This window comes from Nonomuraea sp. NPDC001684, assembly GCF_053596515.1.
Map to the genome: position 1 here is coordinate 1 of NZ_JBSFGJ010000076.1, position 15,361 is coordinate 15,361.

Annotated in this window: 13 protein-coding genes; 4 read left to right on the forward strand and 9 right to left on the reverse strand. The window is 67.6% G+C overall.

Annotated features, from left to right (window positions below; translation table 11 throughout):
* Positions 1 to 762 (forward strand): NAD(P)-dependent malic enzyme (locus ACWCSD_RS16895; RefSeq protein ID WP_449915864.1); only part of this gene is annotated, 762 nt, incomplete at its 5' end.
* A 277-nt stretch (positions 763 to 1,039) separates the two neighbouring features.
* Complete coding sequence (locus ACWCSD_RS16900; protein ID WP_358288963.1) at positions 1,040 to 2,398, forward strand: hypothetical protein; 1,359 nt, start codon at positions 1,040 to 1,042, stop codon at positions 2,396 to 2,398.
* Between the two features lie 95 nt (positions 2,399 to 2,493).
* Here the strand turns inward: ACWCSD_RS16900 and ACWCSD_RS16905 are convergent, their stop codons facing one another.
* From ACWCSD_RS16905 to ACWCSD_RS16925, 5 genes are all read right to left on the reverse strand, one after another.
* The gene (locus ACWCSD_RS16905; protein WP_449915866.1) at positions 2,494 to 4,077 is read right to left on the reverse strand and encodes a hypothetical protein; all 1,584 of its coding nucleotides are present in this window, start codon (positions 4,075 to 4,077) and stop codon (positions 2,494 to 2,496) included.
* Positions 4,078 to 4,258: 181 nt separating this feature from the next.
* The gene (locus tag ACWCSD_RS16910) at positions 4,259 to 5,854 is read right to left on the reverse strand and encodes a trypsin-like serine peptidase (protein WP_397164406.1); all 1,596 of its coding nucleotides are present in this window, start codon (positions 5,852 to 5,854) and stop codon (positions 4,259 to 4,261) included.
* A gap of 439 nt (positions 5,855 to 6,293) precedes the next feature.
* A complete protein-coding gene (locus ACWCSD_RS16915) occupies positions 6,294 to 7,877 on the reverse strand; it encodes a trypsin-like serine peptidase (RefSeq protein WP_397164408.1) in 1,584 nt (527 codons plus the stop codon).
* A 496-nt stretch (positions 7,878 to 8,373) separates the two neighbouring features.
* Positions 8,374 to 9,168, reverse strand: a complete 795-nt coding sequence (locus ACWCSD_RS16920; protein ID WP_397164410.1) for an inositol monophosphatase family protein — start codon at positions 9,166 to 9,168, stop codon at positions 8,374 to 8,376.
* A gap of 348 nt (positions 9,169 to 9,516) precedes the next feature.
* The gene (locus ACWCSD_RS16925; RefSeq protein WP_449915871.1) at positions 9,517 to 9,732 is read right to left on the reverse strand and encodes a DUF397 domain-containing protein; all 216 of its coding nucleotides are present in this window, start codon (positions 9,730 to 9,732) and stop codon (positions 9,517 to 9,519) included.
* A 140-nt stretch (positions 9,733 to 9,872) separates the two neighbouring features.
* On the opposite strand from ACWCSD_RS16925, the gene ACWCSD_RS16930 reads away from it, so the two are divergent.
* Entirely contained in the window at positions 9,873 to 10,133 is a 261-nt protein-coding gene (locus ACWCSD_RS16930) for a GntR family transcriptional regulator (protein ID WP_364330826.1), read from the forward strand.
* A gap of 294 nt (positions 10,134 to 10,427) precedes the next feature.
* On the opposite strand, the gene ACWCSD_RS16935 is transcribed toward ACWCSD_RS16930, so the two are convergent.
* The 3 genes from ACWCSD_RS16935 to ACWCSD_RS16945 all read right to left on the reverse strand — a co-directional run bounded on the left by ACWCSD_RS16935 (position 10,428) and on the right by ACWCSD_RS16945 (position 13,465).
* A complete protein-coding gene (locus tag ACWCSD_RS16935) occupies positions 10,428 to 10,622 on the reverse strand; it encodes a hypothetical protein (protein WP_358288944.1) in 195 nt (64 codons plus the stop codon).
* 386 nt (positions 10,623 to 11,008) lie between these two features.
* Positions 11,009 to 12,169, reverse strand: a complete 1,161-nt coding sequence (locus ACWCSD_RS16940; protein WP_358288941.1) for a trypsin-like serine peptidase — start codon at positions 12,167 to 12,169, stop codon at positions 11,009 to 11,011.
* A gap of 198 nt (positions 12,170 to 12,367) precedes the next feature.
* Entirely contained in the window at positions 12,368 to 13,465 is a 1,098-nt protein-coding gene (locus ACWCSD_RS16945; RefSeq protein WP_449915875.1) for a trypsin-like serine peptidase, read from the reverse strand.
* Positions 13,466 to 13,811: 346 nt separating this feature from the next.
* Here ACWCSD_RS16945 and ACWCSD_RS16950 point away from each other — a divergent pair, with 346 nt between their 5' ends.
* The gene (locus ACWCSD_RS16950; protein ID WP_352323540.1) at positions 13,812 to 14,054 is read left to right on the forward strand and encodes an SSI family serine proteinase inhibitor; all 243 of its coding nucleotides are present in this window, start codon (positions 13,812 to 13,814) and stop codon (positions 14,052 to 14,054) included.
* Positions 14,055 to 14,149: 95 nt separating this feature from the next.
* Here ACWCSD_RS16950 and ACWCSD_RS16955 read toward each other — a convergent pair whose 3' ends face one another.
* A complete protein-coding gene (locus tag ACWCSD_RS16955; protein ID WP_449915878.1) occupies positions 14,150 to 15,280 on the reverse strand; it encodes a trypsin-like serine peptidase in 1,131 nt (376 codons plus the stop codon).
* Positions 15,281 to 15,361: the final 81 nt, after the last annotated feature.

The window sequence follows — 15,361 nt, forward strand, 5'->3', positions numbered from 1 at the left end:
ATCAGCGCCCCGCGCTGCTTCGAGGTCGAGGACCGGCTGCGTGACCTGCTCGACATCCCGGTCTTCCACGACGACCAGCACGGCACCGCCATCGTCGCCCTGGCCGCCCTGCGCAACGCCGCCCGCCTGACCGGCCGCGCGCTCGGCGACCTGCGCGCCGTCGTGGCCGGCGCGGGCGCGTCCGGCGTCGCCGTCACCCGCATCCTGCTGGGCGCCGGCATCGGCGACATCGCGGTCGCCGACTCCAAGGGCATGATCTACGAGGGCCGCGAAGGGCTCAACCCGGTCAAGGAGGCCCTGGCCCGCGAGACCAACCGGGCCGGCCACACCGGCTCCACCGAGGAGGCCCTGGCCGGCGCCGACGTCTTCCTCGGGCTGTCCGGCTCGACCGTCTCCGAGGCGGCCATCGCGTCCATGGCGCCCGACGCCATCGTCTTCGCGCTGTCCAACCCGACCCCGGAGGTCCACCCCGAGGTGGCCGCCAGGCACGCCAGGGTGGTCGCCACCGGGCGCTCCGACTTCCCCAACCAGATCAACAACGTCCTGGCCTTCCCGGGGGTCTTCCGCGGCGCCCTCGACGTGCGGGCCACGACGATCACCGAGAACATGAAGGTGGCCGCCGCCGAGGCGCTGGCCGCCGTCGTCGGCGACGACCTGTCGGCCACGTACGTCATCCCGAGCCCGTTCGACCGGCGGGTGGCCCCCGCGGTGACCGCCGCCGTGGCCGCCCAGGCCCGCGCCGACGGCGTCGCGCGCGCCTGATCCACCGTCACGAGCGGGGGCCGATCGGCCCCCGCTCGCTCGTTCTCCCGCTTCCGCCCAGGTCAGCAGGCATTGCGGTTTCCCGCCCGCGGCATGGGTAGGTGAGTTCCCCGTCCAGGTGAGCCGGATCCAGATCCTGATCCCGAGCAGGACTGGCGAAGGGATTGCGATGGAGTTCGCGTGACCTTTGGGAACTGCCGAAAAGCCTTTACGCAACGTGCTATAAAAATAGCTCTCTGTAAGGATGTGGGCGCCGACTCCTGTGACGAGGAGAGCGATGGAACGCGAGCCTAACCGACTGCTCCAGCAGCTCATCGCCGAGGCGGGTTTCTCCCACAAGGGACTGGCCAGGCGCCTCAACGACCTGGGAGCCGCGCGCGGCACCCCGGGTCTGAAGTACGACCACAGCTCTGTGCTGCGGTGGATCGGGGGTCAGAAGCCACGGGATCCCGTCCCGTGCCTGCTCACGGAGATATTCGCGCTGCGGCTCGGCCGCCCGGTGAGCTCGGAGGACCTGGGCATGCCGACCAACATCACGCCCCTCGATCTCGGTCAGGAGTTCACCCACACGTGGCAGGAGGGGGTCGCGACCGTGACGGCGTTGTGGCGGGCCGACGTGGAGAGACGGAGGTTTCTGATCGACTCCACCTTCGCGATCGGAGCAGGATCCGTCGGAGCCATACGCTGGCTGACGGCGCCTCCAGAAGGGCGTCCCAGCGGCACCGGGGCGCGCCGGGTGGGCAGGGCCGACATCGCCGCGATCCACGAGGTGACCCGGTCCTTCGGCGAGCTCGACAACCGCTTCGGCAGCGGCCGGGTCCGCTCGTCCGTCGTGAAGTACCTCGACACCGCCGTCTCCCCCCTGCTCAAGGACGGCAGCTACGGGGAGTCCACCGGCAAGCAGCTGGCCGCCGCGGCCGCCGAGCTGACCCGCCTGGCCGGCTGGATGGCCTACGACATGGAGCAGCACGGCCTGGCCCAGCGCTACCTCATCCAGGCCCTCCGCCTGGCCAGGGGCGCCGACGACCACACCCTGGGCGGCGAGATCCTGGCCGGCATGGCCCACCAGGCCATCTACATGGGCCAGCCGGCCCACGCCCTCGACCTGGCCAGGGCCGCCCAGCTCGCCGCCCGGCGGGCCGGCGTCCAGACCCTGCTGTCCTCCGCGCAGGTCCTGGAGGCCCATGCGCACGCGGGCCTCGGCGACCCCAGGTCCTGCGGGGCCTCCCTGCACCAGGCCGAGCTGGCCTTCGACGCCCGCAGGCCCACCGAGGAGCCGCGCTGGCTCAGCTACTTCGACGAGGCCTACCTGTCGGCCAAGTTCGCCCACTGCTTCCGCGACCTGGGGGAGGGCGAGCGCACGGTGCGCCTGGCGCGGCGCTCCCTCGACATGGACACCCGGTACGTGCGGGGGCGCATGTTCAACCTGTCCCTGCTGGCGGCCGGGCTGCTGGAGTGCGGCGAGCTGGAGGAGGCGTGCCAGGCGGCGGGCAACGCGCTGGCGCTGGCGGGCGAGCTGCAGTCGGCGCGGTCCCGGTCGTACGCGGCGGACCTGCGGCGGCGGCTGGAGCCCTACAAGAACGAGCGGGCCGTGATGGCGCTGCGGGAGCGTACGCGCGAGCTCACGTCCGTGTGACGGCTCCGGGACCGGTTCCGGTGGTTTCCGGGACGGTTTCCGGGACGGGAGAAGCCCCGGGCCGTCTCTTCGGCGGTCCCGGGGCTTCGGCGTCGCTAGTCGAGCAGTTCGCCGTTCGGGCCGACGATGCTCTTGGTCTCGGCGTAGTTGGCCTTGTTGTAGACGTCGGCCACCTCGCCGTCGAAGTAGGCGGAGCTGATGAAGTCGATCCGGTCGTTGCCGTCCTGGTCGTGGAACATGCTCGTCACGCCGTTGACGTAACCGGTGCGCTTGCCGTTGTCGTACTTCATGAGCCAGGGGCCGCCGTCGGCGCCGGGGGTCATGGAGCACTTGAGCACCTGGTGCTCCTCCACCCGGAAGGTGTTGACCTGGTACGTCTTGGTGCCCGTCTTGCCGGAGCACCACTTGGGGGTCACGCCGGTGTAGGGCTTGTCGCCGTCGGGGTGGGGGGCGGCGGGGTAGCCGAAGACGGTGACCTTCTGGCCGCGCGGCTGGTTCCACGCGAAGCCCTGCCCGCCGACGACGTCGCCGAGCCGGCCCATGTCCTTGGCCTTGGCGTTGTCCGGGAAGATGAAGTACGCGTCGTGGAAGTACTTGGTCGAGCTGCTGACCTTGTACCACTGGACGACGTAGTACTGGGTCAGCCAGTAGTCGCCCAGGTTGTCCTTCCAGACCTTGCCGAGCACCTTGCCCTGAGCCTTCTCGTCAAGCTTCTGCTTGTACTGGGCCTCGGTGAGGGCGGTGTTCTTGGTGGCGCCCTTGTCGCCGTTCTTCCACAGGGCGGGGTTCTGGTTGGCGGCGGGGGCGGCAGCGTACTGGCCCTCGGTCACCTCGACCTCGTCCACGGTGGGGACCGAGTCCTCGAAGTTGCCGCCTGCCGCGTCCTTGGAGGTCACGTTGTCGGCGCGGAAGCCGCCGTTGGGGCCGTACTTGTCCAGGCCCTCCTTGTACTGCTGCTCGGCGGTCTTGCCGCCGGGGATGTCCTTGAGCTCGGTGGACTTGACGTCCTTCTTGCCGTCGAACTTGTCGAACTCCGACTTCAGCACCTGCTTGCCCTCGGCCTGTTCGGCGACCAGGGAGAAGCCGTTGTGGACCGCGACGAAGGCGAAGTCGCCGTCGTAGTCGTCGTAGGTGTCGAGGTCGTAGGACGTGAAGGCGTAGGCGCCGACGTAGACGCCCCAAGGAGCCTTGCCCTGGTAGTAGCCGGGCACGAAGATCCACTTGGCGTAGACGTCCTTGCCGGTCTCGTACACGCAGTGGCCGGCGGTCGCCACGAGGTTGCGGTTGCGAGCCTGGATGGAGGTGGCCGAGCACCAGCGGTAGCGGCCCGCGTGGTCGACGAAGAACACCTTGCCGATGGTCTTGGGCAGGTTGACGTTCTTGCTGGCCGTGGGCTTCGGCGTGCCGGTGGGAGCGGTCAGGCCGGGCTTGCCGTCGGGGACGCCGTCCTTGCTCTGCGTGGCGACCAGCTTGGAGACGTTCTTGGCGTCCCAGTTGTACTGCGTCGCCTTGCGCAGGGCCGCGCCGTTCGCGCCCAGCCAGAACTTGGCGGTGCCGTACGCGTCGGCGGGCTTGGGCATCAGGTTGTCGGTGACCCAGTCAGGGGCGGCACTGGACGGCTGGGCAAGGAGTGCGGCGCTCAAGCCGGCGGCGGCGAGGGGGATGAGCAGGCGCTTCAAGGGAGGCTCCACGAAGTTGTCAAGAAGGGCGTCAAAACCCTATCGACCCTCTTGTCACTCTGGTAAGGGATCGTCTCAGTTTTCGCCAGAAAAGGCCGAAGGGCCCGGCAAATGCCGAGCCCTTCGGGTGAAGCTAGGTTGAGCGGAGGTTTGGACCCTCAGCCCGGTATCCGTCCGAAGATCAGCTGTCGGCCTTCGGAAGGATGGTGCCCGACCACACGTTCGCCGCGGCGGCGTAGACCGAGTTGGTCTCACCGTCGAAGTACGGCGAGGACATGTAGTCCCAGCGGTCGTTGTTGTCCGTGTCGTACAGAACGCTGGTCACGCCGTTGACGTAGCCCATGCGCTTGGCGTTGCTGTACTTGAGGAGCCACGGGGCGCCGTTGTAGCCGCCGGTGACGGCGCACTTCAGCGAGATGTGCTCTTCGATCTTCAGGCTCGGGACCTTGGTCGCCTTCGCGCCGGTCTTGCCGTAGCACCACTTCGGCGTAACGCCGGAGTAGGGCTTCGAGCCGTCGGGGTGCTTGGCGTAGGGGTAGCCGAAGGTACGGACGTACTTACCGGTGGGCTGGTTCCACGCGAAGCCCTGGCCACCGACGTTGTCGCCGAGGCGACCCGTGTCGGTCAGGGACAGGTCCCCACCCGGGTAGATGAAGAACGAGTCGTGGAAGTACTTGGTCGCGCTGCTGACCTTGTACCACTGGATGACGTAGTACTGGGTCAGCCAGTAGTCGCCCAGGTTGTCCTTCCAGACCTTGCCGAGCACCTTGCCCTGAGCCTTCTCGTCAAGCTTCTGCTTGTACTGAGCCTCGGTGAGCGGGGTGTTCTTGGTGGCGCCCTTGTCGCCGTTCTTCCACAGGCCGGGGTTCTCGTTGGCGGCGGGGGCGGCAGCGTACTGGCCCTCCGTCACCTCGACCTCGTCCACGGTGGGAACGGAGTCCTCGAAGTTGCCGCCAGCCGGCTCCTTGGAGGTCACGTTCTCGGCGCGGAAGCCACCGTTGGGGCCGTACTTGTCCAGGCCCTCCTTGTACTGCTGCTCAGCGGTCTTCCCACCGGGGATGTCCTTGAGCTCGGTGGACTTGACTTCCTTCTTGCCCTCGAACTTGTCGTACTCGGCCTTGGTGACCTGGTGCGACTCAACCTTGCTGTAGTTGAGGTTGACACCGTTGTAAACGGTGACGAACGCGTAGTCGCGGTCGAAGTCCTCGTAGTTCGAGAAGTCGTAGTGCGTGAAGGCCTGCTTGCCCACGTAGATGCCCCACGGGGTCTTGCCCTGGTAGTAACCCGGGACGAACACCCAGCGGGAGACGACCTCGTCGTTGGCGGCGATGTCGTACACGCAGTGACCAGCCGTCGCAACCAGGTTGCGGTAGTTCGACTGGATGGAGGTGCCGGAGCACCAGTACAGCTTGCCGTCGCGACCCTCGAAGAAGACCTTGCCGATGGACTTCGGCAGGTTCACGTTCTGGGACTTGACCGTGACGGTCTTCTCGGCGCCGATCGGCGGGGTGGAGCCGGGCTTGCCGTCAGCGACGTACCCGCCCTTCTGCACGATCTTCTTGACGTCCTTGTTGTCCCAGTAGTAGGCCGTGGCCTGCCGCAGGGCAGCGTTGTCGGACTTGGTCCAGAAGTTGATGATCTCAGCAGCCTTCTGCTGGCTGGCAGCCAGAGCGGCGGCGTCGACGTCCGGGTCGGCCTGAGCGGCACCGGCGAGGCCGGCGGCCAGCAGACCAGTGGCCAGAATGGCGCCACCGGCGGGGAGGAGGATGCGCTTCAAGGTAACTCCTTGCGCTGTCGTGGAACGCCTCTTGCGTCCCATGCGTCAGTAAAGGGATAGCCAGGAACATACAGTGTCGATCTTGAAGTCGGGTAGCCGCTTTGAGAGGAAAAGATGCGACAAGCCGGGCGTTATCGTTCTGTGATGTTTAGGGCGTTGTGGCGCAGGAGTCAGGGGAAGTCGAGCTTGAGGGCGTTTGCCCTGATCAACATGAACGAGGGGTGGGTGGCGGTTGCGGGGTCGCCGCTCGGCCTTGATCGGGTCCGCGATAGCGGTGTGACGCAGATCACATCGGCCTGATGGCACCGTTTCGGCGTCGCATGCGTCCAAACGCCTTCACTTTCCGGCCCGGAAAGGCCGAAGGGCCCGGCGGATGCCGAGCCCTTCGGTTGCTGACGGTTCGTACGAGCGGTCAGGACCGCCCGTCGGAAGCCGTCAATCAGACGATCTTGCCGGACCAAACGTTGGCAGCGGCCTTGTAGACGACGTTCGTCTCACCGTCGAAGTACGGCGAGGAGATGTAGTCCACGCGGTTGTTGCCGTCCTGGTCGTTGAAGGTGCTGGTGACACCGTTCACGTAACCGAGGCGCTTGGAGTTGCTGTAGTTGAGGAGCCAAGGACCACCGTCGGCGCCCTCGGTCATGGCGCACTTGAGCGCCACGTGCTCCTCGATCTTCTTGGCGGCCGAACCGACCAGCTTCTTGGTGGTCTTGCCGTAGCACCACTTCGGCGTGATGCCGGTGTAGTTCTTGTGGCCGTCGGGGTGCGGGGCGGCCGGGTAGCCGAACACGCGGACGTACTTGCCCGTGGGCTGGTTCCAGGCGAAGCCCTGGCCGCCGACGTTGTCGCCGAGGCGACCGGCGTCCTTGGCCGCGACGTCTCCACCGGTGTAGATGAAGAACGAGTCGTGGTAGTACCGGGTCGTCTTGGTGACCTTGTACCACTGGACGACGTAGTACTGGGTCAGCCAGTAGTCGCCCTGGCTGTCCTTGTAGACCTTGCCGAGAACCTTGCCCGCAGCCTTCTCGTCAAGCTTCTGCTTGTACTGAGCCTCGGTGAGCGGGGTGTTCTTGATGGCACCCTTGTCGCCGTTCTTCCACAGGCGGGGGTTCTCGTTGGCGGCGGGGGCGGCGTTGTACTGGCCCTCGGTCACCTCGACCTTGTCGACCGTGGGGATCGCGTCGGTGAAGTTACCGCCGGAGGCCTCCTCGGTCGTGGTGGTCTCGGCGCGGAAGCCACCGTTGGGGCCGTACTTGTCCAGGCCCTCCTTGTACTGCTGCTCGGCGGTCTTGCCGCCGGGGATGTCCTTGAGCTCGGTGGACTTGACGTCCTTCTTGCCCTCGTACTTGTCGAACTCCGACTTGAGGACCTGCTTCTCCTGGACCGCGCTGGTCGAGAGGGAGACGCCGTTGTACACGGTCACGAACGCGTAGTCGCGGTCGTAGTCCTCGTACACGTCGAAGTCGTAGTGGGTGAAGGCCTGCTTGCCCACGTAGATGCCCCACGGAGCCTTGCCCTGGTAGTAACCGGGGACGAAGACCCACTTGGACATGACGTCGGCGTTGGCGCCGGTGTCGTAGACGCAGTGACCGGCCGTGGCGACCAGGTTGCGGTACTTCGACTGGAGCGAGGTGGCGGAGCACCACTTCTTCTCGCCCTTGCCGTTGACGAAGAACACCTTGCCGATGGTCTTCGGCATGTTGACGTTCTGCGTCTTGGCGGTGGTCTTCTTCTCCTCACCAATCGGGGCAGTGGTGCCCGGCTTGGTGTCGGCGCTGTAGCCGCCCTTGCTCTGCAGCTTGGCGACGTCCGCCTTGTCCCAGACGTTGGACTCGGTGGCGGCCCGGAGGGCGGCACCGTTGTTCTCGGCCCAGAAACCGGCGATCGCCTTCGCGTTGGCCGCGCTCGCCGCCATCGCGTCGGTGGAGATGTCGCTGTCGGCCGAGGCCGTACCGGCGAGGCCGGCGGCCAGGAGGCCGGTAGCCAGGATGGCGCCACCGGCGGGGATGAGGATGCGCTTCAAGGGAACTGCTCCTTGGTCTGTCGTGGGTCGCAACATGCGTCCCATGCGTCAGTAAAGGGATAGCAAGGAACATAGCCAGTGATCTCCGCAGGTGAAAGCCGTTCTGAGGGGATCGGTAAGAGGCCTTTTCGCCGTTATCGTGCTGTTATCTGTCAGAGGCTTCGGCGTGACGTTACCGGAAGGTGATGTTTTCGCTGGACCTGTAGGGGATTCGGCGGTCGGGACGAAAGTTCCGTTAGCGGCTCGTTGCGCTGTGTGACCGGATGAATGTGATCCAGATCACAGGAACCAGATTGGGGCCCCATCCGTCTAAATCGGCCCGCCACTCACAGGTGATCTTCAGGTTCGACTCAGGAACCCTCAGGTTTCGACAATCTGCCCGTTTTCATAGGGGGTTCGGACCCAACATGCCCTGCGTGCTATGCGGCTCTTTGGGGTGTTTGTCGCTTTTGGATATGGCGAAGCGAGGGGCGGCGGCAGCCGCGACCCTGAAGCGTCAGGGGAGAAGGATGGTGCGGACCGTCCGCCAGGAGGCTGCGTCGGCTGCGTTGAGCAGGCCCAGTTTGGGGACGGACGGGCTGTACGGGGTGGCGTCGAGGTGGCGGGCGGCGCCGCCGGCCTCCGTCAGCAGCAGGACGCCCGGCGCGTGGTCCCAGGGAAGCGTCCGGTGGAACAGCAGGAAGTCCTGGTCGCCGTTCAGGAGGCGGGGATAGTCCACGCCGGCGCACTTCGTCCCCGGGGTGAGGGCGGCGAAGCGGGGTTCGGCCGCCGCCACGTGGGCCTTGGCGTCGTCGTCCAGGAAGCGGGTGAGGACGGCGCCGCGCAGCCGGGCGGGGTCGGCGGGAGGCGCGGCGCGGTGGACGGGGATGCCGTTCCGCCAGGCTCCGGAGCCGAGCTCGGCGACGTAGACGTCGTCCTCGGCCGGCCGCACGATCCAGGACGCGACCGTCTCGCCCGACCGGACCAGGGCTGCCATCACCGCGTACTCGGGGCGGCCCGCGACGAAGTTGGCCGTGCCGTCCAGGGGGTCGACCAGCCAGGCGGTGGGGGCGTCGTGCAGGGCGGACAGGAGCGCGGGGTCGGCGGAGGCCGCCTCCTCGCCGACCACGGGGGCGTCCAGGAGGTCGCGGAGGCGGCGGCTGATCAGCTCCTCGGCCTCGCGGTCGGCCACGGTGACCACTTCGCCCGGTGTCTTCTCCGAGACGTCACCGGCGGCGAGGGCGCGGAACCGGGGAAGGATCGCGATCTCGGCGGTCTCGCGAAGGATCTCGGTCACCGCGTCGATCAGCATGGGGCCCATGCTAGACATCGGGTGCTATGGGGCTGAAGGGGGCCTTCGTCCGTGGGGGCGGTTGATCGGGCATGGATGGGAGACGCCGGTTCGGGGACCTCGAACGTGGCCGCGACGCGCGCCGCCTGCTTGGCCAGCCAGTCGCCCGTACGCATCGGGGGAAGCGGCGAGGTGGGGAAGTCGGGGGAGCCGGGGCGGCGTTCGGCCTCTCTCCCGCGCTCGGCGCCGTTGCCGGTCCACAGGTAGGCGTGCCAGTGCATGGTGCTCCCCTGTGGTCGGCGGGGCCGCCCCTGCTCGTTTCGGTCCTTGGGCCTTGATTTCGGGCAGGGGCGGCTGTCTCGGTCTCTGCTAGATGGTGGCTATTCCCGCGGCGCGCAGCTCGGTGCCGGTGAAGCGGAGCGTTCCGGCGTCGGGGTTCTTGGAGTCGCGGAGTGCGTAGGCGTCGTCGATGCCGGGGATCTGCGCGATCAGGACGCAGGTCTCCACGTGGTCGCCCGGTGGGCCGTCGCCGCGAAGTTGGGTGAAGGGCACGTCATCGAGGTTGCCGCGGTACAGGTCTGTCATGAGTGCTTCCTTTCGTCTCGTCAGCGGCCCGCGGGGGGATCGCTTGGAAGATACAAGCACTAGACATGATAGGACCTCTCCATACCTTGGATGAGGTAGTCATTTGTCCTCGTAGGTTCTGCGTCCCTTAGCGTTTTTCTATGGCCTTGGTGGACAAAAGCGACCGCATCGACCATGTCGGGCCGAACCTGGTGTGGCGGCAACTGGCCGAGGACGTCGAGGCCGACATCGCCTCCGGCCTGCTGGCCCCCGGCGCCAAGCTGCCCGCCGAGCTGGAGCTGGCGAGCCAGTACGGCGTCTCCCGGGTGACGGTCCGGCGCGCGGTCAAGGATCTGGCGGAGCGCGGCCTGCTGGTCGTCGTCCATGGGCGGGGGACGTTCGTGTCGCGCGGGTCCGCGTAGGTGGGCTTGGCGCTGGGGTGCTCGCTCCGGGGGCGCAGACCGCCGCCTCGGTGGCGCCGGGAGGGGAAGACACGCGTCGTGCCCGTCAAGCGTCTGATCGTCCACCGCGCGCTGCTACGGGCGACGTCAAAGCGGAGGGGGTGCTCACGTACACCGGCGGGCCGGACGACACGGGGACGCTGGCGGGCTATCTGGCCGCTCGTTCGCCGGTGACGGCCTCGGCGGACGATCGCGTCGCCGTCCGGTAGTCAGCGGGCCGGCCGTGCGTGGGCCCGCTCGTTCTACCTTGCCTGGTCACCAGCTGCGGACGCGGGGGCGGCGGCGCATGCGTTCCAGCATCGCCTCGTTGAAGGCCGCGGACACGGATGCGAACTCACCGTCCTCGACCGCTCGGTCGACGTACGCCTTGACGTGGGGGTCGAGGGTGATCGTGACCTCCGGGGCCGTCGTGGCGGGAGCGGTCGCGGGCTCGTCCTGATCCTCGGTCATACCGACATCTTGCGCCACAAGGGCTGGCGAATCACGCCCCGAAACGCTGCAGATTCGACAGACAGCACAAGGACGGTTGTGGCCGGGGCGGGTTCATCGGGCATGGGCTCCCAAGAAGCCCTGCCGGCGACGGATGCCCAGCGAGCTTCCAGTGGGAGTGTCAGGAACGCGGGTGGGGCATTCCGTCCGCGGTGGGGTGAGCGGTGACCGCGGGAGTTCCATGGCGCCGAAGGCGCGTGGGGTGCGCCGGTAGGCGCCTGATCGGGAAGGGGCTGAGCCCTTGTGGGCGCGGAGCGCCTTCCCCGGGAAGCCGATTCGGGGGGCGGACAGGTGAGGGCCCCGGCGGCAAGGAGCAACGCCGGGGCCCTCTTTCCCCTGGTGAGGGCTTACTTGTAGAGCTCCCCGTTAGGCCCCACGATCTTCCCCGACGGGAAGTTGGTGGCCGCCTTGTACACGGCCGCCGTCTCGCCGTCGAAGTAGGGCGAGGTGATGTAGTCGATGCGGTCGTTGCCGTCCTGGTCGGCGAAGGTGCTGGTGACACCGTTCACGTAGCCGAGGCGCTTGGCGTTGCTGTAGTTCAGCAGCCACGGCCCGCCGTCGTAGCCGGGGGTGACGGCACACTTCAGGCCGACGTGCTCCTCGATCTTGAGCCAGGACGCGCCCACGGTCTTGGCCGTCGTCTTGCCGTAGCAGTGCTTCGGCGTGACACCGCTGTACGGCTTGTTGCCGTCGGGGTGCGGGGCCGCCGGGTAGCCGAAGGTGCGGACGAACTTGCCCGTCGGCTGGTTCCAGGCGAAGCCCTGGCCGCCCACGGCGTCGCCGAGCCGGCCGGCGTCCTTGGACAGCAGGATGTAGTAGTGGCCGCCCCAGGCGCGCTTCGGGCCGCTGAAGCGCTCGAAGTCCTTGCGGTCCACCTGCTTCACGCCGTCGAACTGGATGCCGTTGTAGACGGTGACGAACGCGTAGTCGCGGTCGTAGTCCTCGTAGTTGTCGAAGTCGTAGTGGGTGAAGGCCTGCTTGCCCACGTAGATGCCCCAGGGGGCCTTGCCCTGGTAGTAGCCCGGGACGAAGACCCAGTTGGACAGCGTGTCGCTGTTGCTGTCCGTGTCGTACACGCAGTGGCCGGCGGTGGCGACCAGGTTGCGGTTGCCCGACTGGATGGAGGTGGCCGAGCACCAGCGGAACTTGCCGGAGCCGTCGACGAAGAAGACCTTGCCGATGCTCTTGGGCAGGTTCACGTTCTGGGACGCGCCGCCCTTCTGAGCGCCGGTCGGCGCGGTCATGCCGGGACGGCCGTCGGGGTCGTAGCCGCCCTTGGAGACGACCTTCCGCACTTCCTTGGAGTCCCAGGTGTACTGCGTGGCCTGGCGGAGGGCGGCGCCGTTGGAGGCGATCCAGAAGGAGGCGATCGAGGCGGCCTGGGAGTTGCTGCCGGCCATCGGGTCGTTGGAGACACCGCCGTCGGCCTGTGCGGTGGCGGAGAGCCCGGCGGCCAGAAGGCCGGTCGCCACGACCGCGCCGCCGACGGGGAGGAGGATTCGCTTCAAGGTAACTCCAGGTTGCGCTGACAGGAGGCGCCTCTTGCACCCCGAAATTCAGCAAACGGACGACCCGGAACCTATAACGCTGACAGGGCGAATGGAAATTTTCGGTAGATCAAGTCAGCACTCCCAGCCAGCGCCGTTACCGTACCGAGATCAAAGGATCGGCTGATCACGTCCCGTGATCACCCGGTTGCATGTGACTTACGTCACATTTCCCGGCGTGGTGAGTGCGGCGGCGCGTCGGTAGACCTCCGCGGTGGTCGTGTCGAAGTACGGCGACGACACCGCGTCGTAGGCGCCCTTGGCATCCCTGTTCCAGGTCAGGCTGTTGACGCCGTTCAGGTTGCCGAGTCCGCGGGCCGCGTCGTACTCGACCAGCCAGGGGCCGCCGCTGGCGCCGGGGCTGAAGGCGCACGGCTGGAGCCGGACGCCCTTCTGCAGGTCGAGCGCGGGAGCCACGGTCCAGTACGTGACGCTGCCCTGGCACGTCCGCAGCGTCTTGCCGTCGAACGGACGGGTGCCGTCGGGCTGCACGCCGGCCGGGAAGCCGAACGCCGTCATGGTGGCGGCCGCCGGCTTCCTGTTGATCTCCAGCCCCTGGCCGCCCACGTTGTCCTGGAGGCGGCCGACGTCCTTCATCGTGTACGTGCCGTCCTTGGCCTGCTCCCAGACGAACCCGCGGTGCACGGTCACGAACGCGTAGTCGAAGTCGTAGTCGCCCTTGCCGGACCAGTCCTCGTGCATGCTGAGCGCGGCCCCCACGTAGATCCCGTCGGGCGTCTCGCCGTTGGGCCCGGGGTTGGGGACGAAGATCCAGTATTCGGCGGCCTTGGCCTGGCGGGAGTCGTACGCGCAGTGGCCGGCCGTGGCCACGACGCTGCGGTTGCGGGCGGCGACCGCGCTGGCCGAGCACCAGTACTGCTTGGCGCCGAACTTGAAGAAAACCTTGCCCATGGTCTTGCCGGCGCCCCCCTGCTTGGGTGGCACGGGCGCGATGCCCTGCGTCGCGGACGTCCGCCGCACCGCCGTCACGGGCGAGGCGGGCCCGGAGGCGGCGCCGGCCGAGGATGTCGGGGCGGCCTGCGCGCCCGGCGTGGCAGGGCTGTAGCTGTCGGCCTGCTTGAGCTGGTCGGGACGCCAGTAGTCGGCGACCTTCCTCATGTCGGCGGCGGTCTTGGCCAGCGTGACGCCGAAGACCCGGCTCGCCGGCGCGGCGTTCGCGATCCCCGTGAAGGCAGGCAGCAACAGCAGCGCGCCGCCCAGGGCGGCCGCTGCCAGTTGCCTGGCCCGGGAGATCATGAAATGCCTTTCTTAGGGTCGTAAGGGTGGATTTTTCCAGATCAACTGCCTGTATTGCAGCCCGGATAGAGATTCGTTACCTGATCAAGAGTGCACCGTGTGCGATAAGGACACCATCAGCCGATCCCTCCCGATACGCGTAAATGATCACGCGTGTCGGTCGTTGCCCCAGGTCAGAGGGCTGATAGAGGCTGCGCCTATGCACCGAATTCTCTGCATCATCGCGCTTTCCTGCGCCGCATTCGCCGCCGCTCCAGTGGCGAACGCCACGACCGGACCGCCCGATGTCCGGACGTCGCACAAGGACCAAAGGCTTTTCCGGATCAGCGTCGGAGATCGGCAGGGCGTGCTGGAGTGCACCCCCGGCCGGGTCGCGCCGGGGCAGGTCGCGGCCTGTTCCGCTCTCGAACAGGTGGGCGGGAACCCGGCCCGTCTGAGCGGTCGTACGGGGGTCTCCTGCACCGCCGACTACGAGCCGGTGGACGTACGGGCGGAGGGCGTCTGGGACGGCGACCGCTACCGCTACTCGCAGACCTTCCCCAACGCCTGCGCCCTCGCCGTCGCCACGGGCCCGGTCTTCCGCGTCTGAGGCGCGGGTCTGAGGCGTACGCCCGGGAGATCGACGACCGGGGAAGGCCCCGGATCCCGCCGAGGAGGATCCGGGGCCTCGACTGCCGGGCCGGATCACGGCATGTCGCCGGTCCAGCGGTTGGCGGCGGCCTTGTAGACGTCGTAGGTGTCGGTGTTGAAGTACGGCGACGAGATGTGGTCGTAGCGGTCGTTGCCGTCGGTGTCCCACGCGACGCTGTTCACGCCCACCAGGTAGCCGGTGCGTGTGGAGTTCCGGTAGTCGTAGATGAACGGGCCGCCGCTGGCGCCGGCGGTGAACGAGCACCTGAAGCCGATCTGCTCCTGCAGGTCGTACTTCTTGGCCTCGGGCATCGGGGCCGTCCTGCCGTAGCACCACTTCATGGTGCGGCCGGTGTACGGCTTGTCGCCGTCGGGGTGCCCGCCGGCCGGGTAGCCGAAGGAGAACACGTTCAGCTTTGTGCTGCGGTTCCAGGTGAAGCCCTGGCCGCCGACGTTGTCGCCGAGGCGGCCGGCGTTCTTGACGGTCCAGTGCCACCGGTTGCCGGTCTTCTCCCAGCTCACCTTGATGCCGTTGTAGACGTTGACGAACGCGTAGTCGAAGTCGTAGTCCTCTTTCACCACGAAGTCGTCGTGCGCGTTGAACGTCTTGGCGGCGTAGATGCCGTACGGCGCCTTGCCCTCCCACACGTTGTCGCCGTCCCAGTACGACGGGATGAAGATCCAGTTGTCGTAGAAGGTGTTCTTCTGGGGGTCGTAGACACAGTGGGCGGAGGTCGCCACCAGATTGCGGTACTTGCCCTGTACGGAGCTGGCCGAGCAGTACCGCCAGTTCTTCGGGTTGCGCGGGTCGGTCCGGGGCAGCGTGAAGAACACGCGGCCGACCGTGTTGGGCAGGTTGACCTGCCGGCTCTTGCCCGCCTTCGCCTTCTCCCCGCCGATCGGCGGGACCGATCCGGGCGGTCCGTCGGGGGTCTGGTCGCCGCCCCTGCCGCCCCTGACACCCCTGGACGACACGTCGAGCGCGCCGTCGTGGTCGGTGGCGAGCTTGATGCGGTCCGGCGTCCAGAACTGCACGGCCTGCTCGGCGGGGGTCGCCGCGTTCCTGGACACGACGTCGGGGGCCGAGGTCGCCTCCGCCGTGGCGCCGGTGGTCGTGCCGGCGGCCAGGGCGGCGGCCACCAGCGCGGCGAGGGGGATCGCGATGCGCCTTGCTCGGGAATACATGGAACTCCTCTCGGTTCTCGGCGGCCCAGAGCGGGGTGCTGCGCCCCGGTGGGCCAGGAAAACGTTGAGCACGCTAATGAA

What these genes read in the sequence shown, in the direction of transcription:
- ACWCSD_RS16900 (WP_358288963.1), top strand. Translation starts at nt 1,040, where the DNA reads ATGGAACGCGAGCCTAACCGACTGCTCCAGCAGCTCATCGCCGAGGCG.
- ACWCSD_RS16920 (WP_397164410.1), bottom strand. Translation starts at nt 9,168, where the DNA reads ATGCTGATCGACGCGGTGACCGAGATCCTTCGCGAGACCGCCGAGATC.
- ACWCSD_RS16925 (WP_449915871.1), bottom strand. Translation starts at nt 9,732, where the DNA reads ATGACAGACCTGTACCGCGGCAACCTCGATGACGTGCCCTTCACCCAA.
- ACWCSD_RS16930 (WP_364330826.1), top strand. Translation starts at nt 9,873, where the DNA reads ATGGCCTTGGTGGACAAAAGCGACCGCATCGACCATGTCGGGCCGAAC.
- ACWCSD_RS16935 (WP_358288944.1), bottom strand. Translation starts at nt 10,622, where the DNA reads ATGACCGAGGATCAGGACGAGCCCGCGACCGCTCCCGCCACGACGGCC.
- ACWCSD_RS16945 (WP_449915875.1), bottom strand. Translation starts at nt 13,465, where the DNA reads ATGATCTCCCGGGCCAGGCAACTGGCAGCGGCCGCCCTGGGCGGCGCG.
- ACWCSD_RS16955 (WP_449915878.1), bottom strand. Translation starts at nt 15,280, where the DNA reads ATGTATTCCCGAGCAAGGCGCATCGCGATCCCCCTCGCCGCGCTGGTG.